This is a genomic window from Paenibacillus sp. M2 (assembly GCF_046713495.1).
GTDB classification, from domain to species: Bacteria; Bacillota; Bacilli; order Paenibacillales; family Paenibacillaceae; genus Paenibacillus; species Paenibacillus amylolyticus_B.
Genome location: NZ_CP169648.1, coordinates 2579263 through 2593351, shown reverse-complemented (window position 1 = coordinate 2593351; position 14089 = coordinate 2579263). Strand labels below are relative to the sequence as shown.

Genomic DNA, 14089 nt, shown 5'->3' with positions numbered 1-14089 from the left:
ATCAAGGACTCACGACTAGCGATACAGCCAGTTGATCCCAGCGAATATGCTCTCTCAGTCTGAGATTTACATCTTCCAGTGTAATCGATTCATAGAGCGGGAGCATATTGAAAAAATCACCGCCACGGAATTGCTGACGTGTAAATTCATGCGCAATGTTCTCCGGAGAATTGAGCATACGCAAATATCCGCCTATTTTCTTTTTGCGTGCACGTTCAAAATCCGGGGATTCAAACCCTTTTTCTACAATGGCATCCACTTCTTCACGTATACGCGCGAGCAGTTGATCCGGGTCTTTTGTATCACCACCAATGGCTGAAAACGCATATTGCGGTGAACTGTTATACTCATGTCCAAAGCTGTCGGAGATCAGATCTTCATCGTAGAGCTTCTGAAATAATCGTGTGCTTGAGCCAAACAAAAGATCCATCATCAGCTGCGTTGTCATATCTCGCCGTAACAATTGTTCCCCGGTAAGTCCAACGTCCGACTCCTTGAATCCAAACAGACATTTGGGCAGTGAAACAGCCAGTTTCGCTTCCCGTCTGGCTTCTCCTACTTGCTCAGGCTCCGGTTCGAAGAAACGTTGAATACTCCCCTGTGGCTTATAATCCTTACGCTCCTGGTTCGATCGAACCATATCAATGACTTCTTGTGGATCTACACCACCCACCACAAACAAGAGCATATTACTCGGGTGATAAAAGGTGTTATAACACTCATATAACATCTCTTTGGTAATCGTACGGATAGATTCCACCGTTCCTGCAATATCGATATGCACCGGATGTTTCTGATACATGGCTTCGATCAATCCAAAATAAACACGCCAATCTGGATTATCAGCATACATGTCAATTTCCTGTCCAATGATGCCTTTTTCCTTTTCCACATTTTGATCCGTGAAGTAAGGATTTTGCACAAAGTCGACTAATGTTTGTATATTTTCATTCACATGTTCGGTCGCTGAAAACAAATAAACTGTCTGATCAAAGCTCGTAAATGCGTTAGCTGAAGCACCATGAGATGCAAACGTGGCAAAAATATCGCCTGTTGGTTCTTCGAACATTTTATGCTCCAGAAAATGGGCAATCCCATCCGGAACCTTAACTTCTTCCTGTCCTTCAACCTGAAAATGATTATCCACCGATCCATACTTGGTTGCAAACGTAGCATACGTTTTCTGGAATCCCGGTTTTGGCAAAATATAGACATGCAGTCCGTTATCCATTACTTCGTAATATAGTGTCTCCTGCAAATGCTCATACCGAATGCTCTCCACCGATTATTCCTCCTTCTCATCCCGCAAGAAATAAATCGTATCCAGACGGAATTGTTCTGCCGCCTCACGCACATCTTCCTTGCTAATATGTTCTACCTGAGCCAACAGTTCTTCAGCCGTTCTTTCTTTGCCAGACAACTGTCGATTGAAGTCATAAGCTATCATCTCAAAAGCAGAATCCTGCATTTCCTTAAGCAGGTTACGGATCATTGCTTTGGTCTGGGACATTTCCAGATCACTGATTGTACCGCTTTTCATTTCTTCCAGCTGCTGCTTGATGATCGTGACGGCCTTCTCATAATTAGGGATTTCAATCCCGGATTGAATCGTTGCAATGCCCTTATGTCCGTCATATCGTGAAGACGCGTAATACGCCAGGCTTTCTTTTTCACGAACATTGACAAACAGTTTGGAATGAGGATAACCACCGAGAATCCCGTTGTACAGTAGTGCTGCAGCATACTGAGAATCTCCATAAGTGATAGATGTACGGAGTCCCATATTAAGTTTTCCCTGACTCACATTCAGTCGCTCAACAACGGTCTCCACTTCCTTATCTCCTCGAACCGCTGCCTGTGTCTGGTAATCAGAGGAGGACGTTCGATTTACATTGAAATGACGCTGAACAAGGTTCTCGACCTCCTCCAGTGTCGTATCCCCTACCACGTACAGATCCATACTCGCCTGCTGCAGCCACTCCTGATAAGACGCAGTCAGTGTGTCGGGCTCAATCCCGGGCAGATCCTTTCGCTCACCCAGTGGATGAAGACGGTACGGCTCATTCTTGCACATTTCCTCGATACTGCGTTCAGCGGCATAGCGCATTTTATCATTCACGATGGACTCCAGCTTTTTGCGAACAGTCTCTCGCTCTGCTTGTACATAAGACGTCCTGAAATGTCCATTCTCCTGTACAGGTCGAGTAAGAACCTCTCCAAGGAAGGCAAATGAACGATCCAGTAGCTGCTCATCTCCTCCAACAAAGGAATCATTAATGGTATCCATTCGGAACTGTACAATCTGGTAATCCCCGCGTTTATAGACGTCAAAACCAAAACCTGCTCCATACAGATGCTCCAGTTGCTCACGAAATTGCGTTGTTTCCGGATAGGACTCCGTGCCCCGTCGCAGAACAAAAGGTGTCAGCGCTACTTTGGTTACTGTATCTTCCCGTAAGGGAACTCCTGCATATAGCGATATAGCAAACGTTTTAAAACGTTTAGTCGGAAGCACATGTATACGAAACTCTCTCTTGCTACCTCGTTCGAATCCTGATGTATTCAAATGTCAAAACCCCTTTACGGCGTCATTTATCATGCAATCGTATTAAGCTAAACGTAACAACCATTTTAACCCATTCAAAAGGCAAGAAGCAACCGAAGTCACGCCTTCTGGTTGCTTCCAACATCATCACATACAAAAGATATGCTGTCCGATTGTTTTCACTTGTGGACGGGTCCAGATCCATTTGGATGTTGCTGTCTTCGGGTTAAAATAATAGAGACATCCACCGGACGGATCCCATCCATTTAAGGCCTGCTCGACTGCCTTTTTGGCTTGTGCGTTTGGTTCCAGATAGATCTGTCCGTCCGCTACAGCCGTAAATGCACCTGGTTGAAAAATCACACCAGAAGGTGTACTCGGAAAGCTTGGTGAATTAACGCGATTCAGAATTACTGCTGCTACTGCGACTTGACCTTCAAACGGTTCACCCCGGGCTTCACCATATACAGCGTTAGCCATAATCTTGAGTTCATTCTCTGAGAGACCAAGGGCATTGGCAGATCCCATATTGTCTTGCTCTTTATCGGCGGTATTGTTGCTGTCTCCACCCCCACCTGAGGATTCCTTGTGTAACGGCGGCTCTGTTGGCGACCATTTGGTTGACGCATTGTACAGCTTGAGTTTGGTCTCTGCTCCAACCACACCATCTGCCTTCATGCCAAACTCGGATTGAAACCATTTAACGGATTTCAGTGTGCTGCTGCCAAAATTACTGTCGATTTTACCATTGTAAAATCCCAGGTACTTCAGACGCCCCTGAAGCTCATATACATCCTGACCGTAACTTCCATATTTCACTGTATTGCTGCTAAACGTAGGCAAGGCCTTTTCTTCTACCTGCGGTGTACGCTCGGCTGAACTTTCAGTTGCTGTATTCCCAGGAAGCAAATAACGAATTCCCAATGCGGATATCAGCAAAATAGCAGTGAAAAGCCATAGGTTCATTTTTCGCATCGACTGTGCTCTACCTTTCTCTAGTGGGATTAACAGAATCGCTAAGGTTATTATGACAAGCCGGCTTGTTTCCTATGCACCAAATCATCCGATCTTTGGAGTAGATGGCAAAACTTCAGTCTGCCCAGCAAGCAAAAAGCCCTCAACCAATACGGTTGAGGGCTTAAATAATTCGTTGTAACCATGTTACATGTTACACTATGAGCTTATTTTATTCTGCTGATACTGTTCAAGTGAAACCAGTACTTCTCTTGGTTTGCTGCCCTCATAAGGACCGATTACACCACGAGCTTCCATGGAGTCAATTAAACGCGCTGCACGTGTGTAACCAACCCGCATACGACGTTGCAGCAGGGAGACTGAAGCTTGTTTTGCCTCCAAAATAATCTGTACAGCTTGCTCATATAACTCATCTTGCACTTCCTCTGCTGCCTGAATGGAATCATCCACTTCAGGTACAATGGACTCATCATACTGCGCTTCACCTTGACCACGTACGTAGTTTACAATATTCTCGACTTCTTCATCGCTCATAAATGCACCTTGTACACGAACCGGTTTTGATGCGCCCATTGGCATGAACAACATGTCTCCACGGCCCAACAGTTTCTCAGCCCCACCCATATCCAGAATCGTTCGGGAATCGACTTGGGAGGATACGCCGAAGGCAATCCGCGATGGAATGTTAGCCTTGATTACTCCGGTAATAACGTCAACAGAAGGACGTTGTGTGGCTATAATCAGATGGATTCCGGCTGCACGAGCCATCTGAGCGAGTCGTGCAATGGCATCCTCCACATCTCCGGCAGCAACCATCATCAGATCTGCAAGCTCATCCACAATGACAACGATATAAGGCAGAACAGCCGCAGGATTATCTTTCATCAGATTATTGTAACCCTCGACGTTACGCGTGCCTGATTTGGAGAACAGTTCATATCGTTTCTCCATCTCAACCACAATCTTTTTGAGAGCAAGTGACGCTCGTTTAGGATCAGTTACTACTGGCGCCATCAGATGTGGAATTCCGTTGTATACGTTCAACTCAACCATCTTGGGATCGACCATCAGGAACTTCACTTCATCCGGCTTGGCTTTGTACAATATGCTGGTAATAATTCCGTTAATACACACCGACTTACCAGAACCTGTAGCACCTGCGACCAGCAAATGGGGCATACGAGCCAAGTTACCAATAATCGTCTGACCCGAGATATCTCGGCCAAATGCAATGGTCACTTTGGATTCTGCATCCTGGAACGTTGCTGTCTCCATTACTTCCCGCATCGTTACAACGGATACTTCACCATTAGGTACTTCGATACCAATCGCAGACTTTCCGGGAATCGGTGCTTCCATCCGAATATCCTTTGCCGCCAGAGCCAACGCGATATCATCAGTTAGACTGACAATTCTGCTGACTTTAACACCAATATCAGGTTGAATTTCATACCTTGTAACGGCAGGGCCCCGGACCACTTCAAGCACTTTGGCACGAACACCGAAACTCTCCAGTGTAGCTTCCAGCTTGCGTGCTGTCTGCATATAATCCTTCTGGTCACCCGCCTTGCCCCCATTCTTCGGCTTGGCAAGGAGACGGAATGATGGCAGCTTGTACGGCTTAGGAGGTGGCGGTGGTGGTTTCACCGGTTGTGTGTTCTGCCCTTCAGGAGTTGGAGTATCTGTTCCCTGCATTGCATCATTAGGTACTTCTTCTCCACTCTGAATCTCATCCACAGCATTCAATCCGTTCGTACCCGCATCGGATGCAGACCACTCTGTCTCAACCAGTTCATCCGTTATTTTAATGGCATGCTCGCCCTGTTGTACTACGTTTGGATCGGACAGATTATCCGGGAAAGGATAAGCATCGTCCAGATCATCTTCAATGCTTGCCTCTTCTGTTCTGACGTGCTCAAAAAAGTCTCGAATGATCGGCGCTGAATTAGGTTTAGCCTGAACAGGAACACGTGATGAAGCTGATTTGTTCGCTACGTCTTCGGTCGCATCCTGCCACGCCTCTACATTGTAATCTTGTTCGGCGCGGTACACAATCTGTTCTGTTTCTGCCGAATCGACCTCATCCATTTCACGTCCTGATGTCGCCTGTTCACGATTAGCTCCCCATTTCCCGAAAAGTTGGAAGAATATTGGCGATTTTCGTTTTGGCAGATGCTGTTCCTCTAATTCATCCTCATACTCGTCTTCGTCATCTTCAACAGGAACAGGCACCACTTTACGAGCGTTACCTTTCTTCCTTCCATCAGATGCTGAAGCAGAACGTGCAGAAGGCCTCGACTCCAGCTTCTTGTACATCGAACTCCCGGCATCCCAGATCTTGGTTCGGAATATTCGAATCAGATCCACATAAGATAGACTTGTAATCAGCATAAAACTGATAATAAACATGACAATCATGATGAGTCTCGCCCCAAGGCTGCCAAACAGCCACAGGAAAAGAGCAAATTGCCCAGCTCCGAGATAACCACCACTGATGTCCTTGTTAAGCATGGAGTCCCTCTCACCTGGCGCAGCAGGGGTTAGCAACTCGGTTTGCATATCATTATGTACCTGCGTAATCACAGCACCAGGCTCAAGCGCACCAACCGGAATGAGCTTCTGGTGCATTGCAGAGACAGTGCTCATCAGAGTTAAGGCAAAGACCAGCAAAACAAGTCCTGTCTTGCGTGTGGTCCAGCCACTCGGCCATTTCCGGTGAATCATCACCATGAGACCATAATAAATACCAACAAGTGGAATCGCAAAATAAAACTTACCAAGCATCAGTCCGAACATCTTGGAAAGCGAACGTCCAACGGTGGCTTCACCCGATAATGCTATGACAGCAAGGGTAATAAGCACAATCCCGTAAATTTCATATTTTAAAACGCCACTAAAACCAGCGCCCTTTTTTTTCCTCTTTTTTCTTCTGGCCAAAATCAGGTCACCCCCAGAAGAATATTATACCATACAAATATAATCCGTACATATGTTCTTTTTCTGCTCAATTTGTCTGAATTCGTCGCGTTATGCTGATCCCAAGTTACCCGAAAGCGGAATGGTCGAACCGGGCATATTAGCAGGATTGAGATAGGCTTCAAGTGGACAATCCAGCAAACGTACAATAACGGCTTCATTGACATTAACAGGTCTCACTTGCATCAATAAACCATTCATCTTGATCTCCTTTGTATCTTCGTCCTCTTTCCACATTCCCGACCAGAGTTGTTCCGGGGGCATCACTGTATATAATGTCATTGGGTATAACCTCCCACTTGCAGAGTCTGTCTCTTGTCTCCTATGAGCTGATTTAACTGAGTAATAGCCTGCCCAATTCCGCCTACTGCATCCATCAATCCATATTTCACTGCATCTGCGCTTCCTACAGCTGTACCAATATCCCGATTTAACTCACCGGTCTTAAACATCAGTTCTTTGAACATCTCTTCAGAGATATTCGAATGAGAAGTCACGAACCGAACAACCCTCTCCTGCATTTTCTCCATATACTCAAACGTTTGAGGTACACCAATGACAAGGCCGTTCATCCGAATCGGATGGATCGTCATCGTTGCACTTCCGGCAATCAGGGAATATGTTGAAGCTACAGCAATCGGTACTCCAATGCTATGCCCGCCTCCAATGACAACAGTCACCGTAGGTTTGCTTAGAGAAGCAATCATCTCTGCAATGGCCAGACCCGCCTCTACATCTCCACCTACCGTGTTCAAAATGATCAGTATACCTTCAATACGCTGATTTTGTTCTGCGGCCACCAGCTGTGGAATGATATGCTCATACTTTGTTGTTTTATTTTGTGGTGGCAAAATCAAATGCCCTTCGACCTGTCCAATAATGGTCATACAGAAAATATTCGATTCACCTGCAGGCGACTGTGTCTGCCCAAATTGCTGAATAGTCTCTGTCACGGGAGAGATGGCCTTGTCCTCCTGAATCGGAATCTCCGGTGCTTCAACTTCCGGTTGATTGGATCTTGACGTCTGCTTGTCATTCATACGTTCATTCATTTTAATAATCCCCTTCTCCAGAAACATTTAATGTATTTCCTTAGTATGGGGATTTTTCCAACCGCCTTATACCCGCTACATCAAATTGCTTCACATATTGACGCTATTGCAGATCTTCCTCAAAACGCAAAAAAAGCCCCTTCTCTACGAGGAACCGTCCAATATTACTCGTAGAGAAGGGGCGACTGTGTGCCTGAATATATGTTTTTGTTTAGCTTATTTTAAACTTCCATAATGATTGGCAGAATCATCGGTCTACGACGAGTTTGCTCATACAGGAAGCGTCCCAGTGCATCTTTAACATTTGTTTTGAGTGAAGCCCACTCGTTAACGTTCTCACTCATTAACTTCTGCAATGTGCTGCTAACGATCCGGTTGGCCTCATCCAGTAGTCCTTCCGATTCACGTACATACACAAATCCGCGAGAGATGATGTCAGGACCGGAAACAATTTTTCCATCCTGTTTGCTCAGTGTTACCACAACAACAAGGATACCATCTTGTGACAACAATTTGCGGTCACGAAGTACAATGTTACCCACATCGCCTACACCCAGGCCGTCGATCAACACATTACCTGCAGTAACTTTACCTGCTCTACGTGCTGCTCCACCTTGAATTTCAATCACTTCACCGATATCCGTGATGAAAATGTTCTCAGGTTCTACCCCTACAGATTCAGCAAGAACCGCGTGGCGACGCTGCATACGGAATTCACCGTGAATTGGCAAGAAGAATTTAGGTTTCATCAGGTTGAGCATCAGTTTCAGCTCTTCCTGGCTACCGTGACCAGATACGTGGACGCCACTGTTAGCACCGCTGTAATGCACGTTAGCACCCAGACGGAACAGTTCATCAATCGTACGGCCTACATATTTTTCATTACCTGGAACAGGTGTTGCTGCGATAATGACGGTGTCACCTGGCAGGATGTCCACTTTACGGTGTGTGGAACGAGCCATACGTGTCAGTGCTGACATTGGCTCTCCTTGACTTCCTGTGCAGAGAATCACGACACGATCAGCTGCCATCTTGCCTACTTCTTCAGGTTCAATGATCATGCCATCCGGAATCTCAAGATAACCCAGTTCTGAAGCAATACCAACCACATTCACCATGCTGCGTCCGATAACTGCAACTTTACGTCCAGTCACTTCTGCTGCATTGATCACCTGTTGGATACGGTGTACGTTGGAAGCAAATGTCGCTACAACAACACGTTGACTTGCTTTACGGAAAATATCTTCCAGCACGATACCCACATTTTTCTCCGATGGTGTGAATCCAGGTTTTTCAGCGTTCGTACTGTCGGACAACAGCGCTAACACGCCATTTGTTCCGATCTGTGCCATACGCTGAAGATCTGCATATTGACCATTGACTGGAGTATGGTCGAATTTGAAGTCACCTGTGTGAACAACTGCACCTTCCGGTGTTTCGACACATACACCAACAGAATCCGGAATACTATGGTTAGTAGCGAAGAAGGATGCTTTCAGAACAGATCCAAGTTGGATCTCGGAATCAGCATCAATCAGAATACGTTTTGTTTCACCCAGCAAATTCGCTTCTTTCAACTTGTTTTCTACAAGTCCAAGCGTAAGTCTTGTTCCGTATACAGGGACATTCAGATGTTTGAGAACATATGGCAGACCACCAATGTGATCCTCATGTCCGTGAGTAAGGATGATTCCTCTTACTTTGTCACGGTTCTCAGTCAGGTAAGAAATGTCAGGGATGACAATATCAATACCAAGCATATCTTCTTCCGGGAATTTAAGACCAGCATCTACGACTACAATGTCGTTGGCGTATTGGATGACGTACATATTTTTACCAATCTCGCCTACGCCGCCCAAAGCAAAAATCATCAGTTTATCGTTATTATTTTTCTTAGACAAATGAATCTAAACCTCCTATGGTAGTTGGACGTCGTACCTTATTATTTATTGTAAGTTAAGAAAAGTAGTCCATACATCACATACCCACCTATCGGGATGAATGCAAAAGAACACCTTTATTCACGATATTTGGAAGAAGTTCTTCGAAGTTATTCCCTTTGACCAACATGTTGGAGTTGAAATTCCCTCTTAGCCGTTCCTTCCTTTTTCACCGCAAAGCTACACCACGAAACGATGTCGCTTTCAATTTCAAAAAAATACCGCACCCAGTCACTTGACATCATTATACATGATTAAAAACAAAAAAAACAAGTCACTCTCTCGTTAACCTGTAGGTTTCCCCTTGGCAGTGGAAAAGAAACCTCACATTACTCGTAAAAAAAGAACCGCAGCCTCTACGAAGAGGAGCGGTTCTTTTGCTGATCTGAGGGATATTTCCATGATTAATAAAATAGTCCATATACAACCAAAATGATTACAAATTAAGCAAACCTTTGATATAAACCTGCTCCTCTTCCGTTGGCGGAATAAGTGGCAATCGTACGGAACCAACGTCTAGACCACGCAATGTCAGCGCATATTTCACCGCTACGGGGTTTGGTAGAGGCTGTGGACACTCAAACAGGCCTTTGAACACCGGGAACAACTGCTGATGAATCTGAGCAGCCTGAAGAGGTGCTCCGCCATAGAAGGCGTCAATCATTTTCTTCATTTCTGCCCCTACGACATGACTGGCCACGCTGACAATTCCATGTGCTCCAACCGCAATCGCTGGTAAGCCTGAAGCATCATCACCGGAATAAACTCTGAAATTTTCTGGAGCACTTGCTGCAATCAAAGTAACCTGCTCCATAGACGCACATTCCTTCGTAGCGACGATGTTAGGAATCTGTGCAAGACGAAGCGTTGTCTCTGCTGACAGGCTGGTTACAGTACGCCCAGGCACGTTGTAGAGCATAATTGGCAGCGTGGTGGAGCCTGCAATCGCTTCAAAATGTTTGAACAAACCTTCTTGGCTAGGTTTGTTGTAATACGGAACAACCAACAATATGCCATCCACTCCGGCACGTTCAGCTTCCTGTGTCAAATGGATGGAATGTGCCGTGTTATTGCTTCCCGTTCCGGCTATAATTTTGCACCGACCGGCCGCATGTTTCACTGCAAATTCGAATAATTGAACTTTCTCAGTATCACTAAGTGTTGGAGACTCCCCTGTTGTTCCAGAAACCACAAGCGTCTCCGACTTTTGATCTACAATTAGATAGTCGATTAGACGTGCCGTTTCCTCCCAATGAATCTCTCCTTGTTCATTGAACGGAGTGACCATTGCTGTAATCAATCTTCCAAAGTCCAATTCGATTCCTCCTTCAAAACAGGTTTGGCTCCTCTAACTTCAGTTATTTACAAATGAAGTTCGAATGAGGCGTGAAGTGCCCTCAGGGCCTGAACCATATCTTCTTTTTTTACGAGTACCCAGATCGTTGTATTCGAATCTGCCGATTGCAGGATCTGAATGTCTGCCAGTGTCAAGGACTCCACGATTCGAGCCATGATTCCAGGTACACCATTAATGCCTCCGCCAATGACGGACACTTTGGCACAACCGGACAGGCTTTGTGGCTTGAGACCTATCTCCTGCAATACCTGTATGGCTTTCTCGGAATCACTGTCAAAAACCGTATAGACAACTCCCGAGGGGGTAACATTAATAAAATCAACGCTGATTGAATTCTCAGCCATGGTTTTGAACACTTTTAGTTGCAATCGATCTGCACCACCAGGCACATCCACCGTAATTTGCGTTACATTGCTCACGTAGGCGATGCCTGTTACATAACGGTCAACAATGCCTGTCTGCACATCCTGGAATCCTTCCGGATGCGTAACCAGCGTTCCTTCCGTGTCTGCAAAAGTAGATCTTACCCGTACTGGAATCTGGGATTGCATCGCAATCTCAACCGCACGTGGATGGATTACCTTGGCCCCGTGGTGAGCCATGTTACAGATCTCTGCATAACTCACAACAGTCAGTGGACGTGCATCCTCAACAATTCGCGGATCAGCGGTAAGTATCCCGTTCACATCTGTGTAGATATCCACCATTTCAGCACGTAATGCTGCACCCAGAGCTGTAGCAGACGTATCGCTTCCCCCACGACCCAGTGTTGTGAAGTCTCCGTTCTCTGTCTGCCCCTGGAATCCGGTTACAACGACGACACGGCCGAGTTGAAGCTGCTCCAACACACGAACAGGACGGACATCCAATATCCGGGCATTCCCGAAATTGTCGTCCGTCACAAAACCTGCTTGTGCACCGGTCAGCACTGTAGTTGGAATGCCTTCATGTTCGAGTAAACTGCTCAACGTTGTCGCAGATATGATTTCACCACAGCACAGCAGTAAATCCTTTTCGCGTGCGGATAGTGCGTTTCCGTTCTGTGCAGCCCAGTCCAGCAACGTATCAGTCGCATATGGCTCGCCGCGGCGTCCCATCGCAGACACAACGATGACCAGACTCAATCCTGCTTCAAGTTCACGTTTAACGTGACGGAGCACATGCTCTCTCGCCTGAACAGTGGAGAGAGACGTGCCTCCGAATTTCTGTACCATGATACGCATCTTTATTCCTCCATTTGTGTACGCAAGAAGACTGGACACGGGTCAAATCAACAAATGGATCACTCTAGGGAGCGTTCTGATGCGATAATTTCAGCATTTTATACGGCATTCCATGCCGCTCCTTTTTCTTGTAATTGTCTGGGACAATCGCAAATCAAAGGTTGCGGTTGTTAGCGAGGTCATGACGCATACATTCACAATAGACCTCTCCCGCTTGCTTAACCTGTACTGCCCGCAAGCAGGAATGCCTTATAGACAGGAACGTGGACATAGTAGCTGTTCAATCCAGCATATCGTCCCCCATGATTTTCTTTGTCTCTCGAACCCTTCTTCATTTCTCCAAGCGCATAAACGTTGTCACCGAATCATTGTTCCATCAAGCCTGTGAAGAACGCTCCACAATCATCGGCTGCAACTGTTTGCCCTCAAGAGCACTCCAGCAAGCCTCTGGAATCAATTCCATTTTGGCGACTAACGAGTTTGGTTTTTTCACTGGATCGTCTTGCCCAAATGGCACAAAATACAAGTATTTAGCCACGAGCAATTTGGCGATATTCGCAGCATTCAAGCCCAGACCGTCATTCGTGGAAATCGCGAGCACAAGCGGACGCTGATTGCGCATCTGCGCTTTGGCTGCCATTAGCACTGGACTGTCGGTCATCGCATTAGCCAGCTTGCTTGTTGTATTCCCTGTGCATGGAGCAATAACCAGCACATCAAGCAGCTTGGAAGGCCCTAGTGGCTCCGCTTCAACAATTGTAGAAATGATATCATTACCTGTTATATCTTTCAACTGTTTTTGCCAATTTTGCGCCGTACCAAAGCGTGTATCCGTCGTCAGAACCGAATTCGAAATAATCGGAATGACGTTGGCACCTTCAGCTACGAAGCGGCTAATTACCGGCATAACCTCTTCAAACGTACAATGAGAACCCGTAATTGCATAACCTACCGTTTTTCCCTGCCAGTTCATGATTTAACCTCCCGTGCGTTCTGTTCTTCCAAAAGCAAACGGATCAACGCGTCGGCAATAATGCCGCCAGCCGTTTTGGGAGCAACAATGCCGGGGAGGCCAGGCGCAAGTAGCGCTTTGATACCGCGTTTGTCGGCATACCTGAAATCACAGCCGCCAGGAGCGGATGCGAGGTCGATAATGACAGCCTTTTGCGGCATTCTGGACAGGATTTGTGCTGTGATTATCATAGTCGGTATCGTATTAAAAAGCAAGTCAACTTCCCCGGTTTGAGCGGCCAAATCCGTTGTCATGAAAGGCTTCCAGCCCATTATTGTAGCGCGGGCAGCATCCTCTTCCCGCCTGATTCCCACCCGTACATTTGCTCCAAGTCCCTGCAGTGTTTTGGCCATTGTGAATCCTGTTCGACCAATGCCAAGCACAATGCATTCCGAACCATGGATTGTGAAGTCCGTCTCCCGAATAGCTATGGCGATGGCTCCCTCAGCTGTTGGAATAGAGTTGTAAAGTGCAATATCATCACGATCAAGTACTTCAACAAGTCGCAGCCCATTTTCAAGACAAAGTTCGCGCAAGAACGGCTTTGCCATACCTGTGAACACAATACAATGCTCAGGTAATGCTGCAATATGTTCCTTTTTCAAATAGATCGGTGTGTCACTGAACGAAGTACTTACTTTTCCCTGGTCATCGCAACCGACGACAGGTAGTACCAGTACATCTGCGGAAGCAAACACTTCATCCTCCAGTTCCTGGTGCTCAATCCCTGGAATGGAACGCTCTATTTTATCGAAACCCACTACACTTACCGTTGCATCCAGCTCAGCGCACTTTTGAATGACTTCAAGCTGCCGCGCATCTCCGCCCAGGACTACAATCCGGACTCCGGTCAGCATCGGGACGTCACTCCTTTCACCACATGTATGCCTTATCGTATGCAGGGGCCCACAGGGGGGTGAAAACAATAATTGCATTCCTCCTTCCGTTTCTCGAATGTAAAAAAGAGCCGTCCCTGTCAGGGACGACTCTAAAGAATGAGTATATTTAC

11 protein-coding genes are annotated in these 14089 nt (G+C 46.3%); all 11 read right to left on the bottom strand.

The features are described from left to right. Nucleotide 1 precedes the first annotated feature (1 nt). The 11 genes from yfmH to dpsA all read right to left on the bottom strand — a co-directional run bounded on the left by yfmH (nucleotide 2) and on the right by dpsA (nucleotide 13937). A complete protein-coding gene (yfmH, locus tag ACETMN_RS12020) occupies nucleotides 2-1282 on the bottom strand; it encodes an EF-P 5-aminopentanol modification-associated protein YfmH (protein WP_091017242.1) in 1281 nt (426 codons plus the stop codon). 3 nt (nucleotides 1283-1285) lie between these two features. Next, nucleotides 1286-2566, bottom strand: a complete 1281-nt coding sequence (gene yfmF, locus ACETMN_RS12015; RefSeq protein WP_091017243.1) for an EF-P 5-aminopentanol modification-associated protein YfmF — start codon at nucleotides 2564-2566, stop codon at nucleotides 1286-1288. Nucleotides 2567-2692: 126 nt separating this feature from the next. Then, nucleotides 2693-3520, bottom strand: coding sequence for a spore cortex-lytic enzyme (gene sleB / locus ACETMN_RS12010; protein ID WP_091017245.1), 828 nt, complete (start codon nucleotides 3518-3520; stop codon nucleotides 2693-2695). Nucleotides 3521-3718: 198 nt separating this feature from the next. Next, nucleotides 3719-6457 carry an FtsK/SpoIIIE family DNA translocase gene (locus ACETMN_RS12005; RefSeq protein WP_091017246.1) on the bottom strand — a complete coding sequence of 913 codons (2739 nt, stop codon included), beginning with the start codon at nucleotides 6455-6457 and terminating at the stop codon, nucleotides 3719-3721. A 90-nt stretch (nucleotides 6458-6547) separates the two neighbouring features. Then, nucleotides 6548-6778, bottom strand: a complete 231-nt coding sequence (locus ACETMN_RS12000; protein ID WP_091017248.1) for a YlzJ-like family protein — start codon at nucleotides 6776-6778, stop codon at nucleotides 6548-6550. Further along, nucleotides 6775-7548 carry a ClpP family protease gene (locus tag ACETMN_RS11995; RefSeq protein ID WP_143786533.1) on the bottom strand — a complete coding sequence of 258 codons (774 nt, stop codon included), beginning with the start codon at nucleotides 7546-7548 and terminating at the stop codon, nucleotides 6775-6777. The genes ACETMN_RS12000 and ACETMN_RS11995 overlap by 4 nt, the downstream gene beginning before the upstream one ends. 221 nt (nucleotides 7549-7769) lie before the next feature. Beyond that, nucleotides 7770-9449 (bottom strand): ribonuclease J, encoded by a 1680-nt coding sequence (locus ACETMN_RS11990; RefSeq protein WP_076208870.1) that lies wholly within the window; start codon nucleotides 9447-9449, stop codon nucleotides 7770-7772. Between the two features lie 475 nt (nucleotides 9450-9924). Then, nucleotides 9925-10803, bottom strand: a complete 879-nt coding sequence (gene dapA, locus ACETMN_RS11985) for a 4-hydroxy-tetrahydrodipicolinate synthase (protein WP_091017250.1) — start codon at nucleotides 10801-10803, stop codon at nucleotides 9925-9927. 47 nt (nucleotides 10804-10850) lie between these two features. Continuing rightward, nucleotides 10851-12068 carry an aspartate kinase gene (gene dapG, locus ACETMN_RS11980; RefSeq protein WP_017689129.1) on the bottom strand — a complete coding sequence of 406 codons (1218 nt, stop codon included), beginning with the start codon at nucleotides 12066-12068 and terminating at the stop codon, nucleotides 10851-10853. Between the two features lie 376 nt (nucleotides 12069-12444). Beyond that, complete coding sequence (locus tag ACETMN_RS11975) at nucleotides 12445-13041, bottom strand: dipicolinate synthase subunit B (RefSeq protein WP_062833836.1); 597 nt, start codon at nucleotides 13039-13041, stop codon at nucleotides 12445-12447. After that, nucleotides 13038-13937, bottom strand: a complete 900-nt coding sequence (gene dpsA / locus ACETMN_RS11970; protein WP_076208873.1) for a dipicolinate synthase subunit DpsA — start codon at nucleotides 13935-13937, stop codon at nucleotides 13038-13040. The genes ACETMN_RS11975 and dpsA overlap by 4 nt, the downstream gene beginning before the upstream one ends. Nucleotides 13938-14089: the final 152 nt, after the last annotated feature.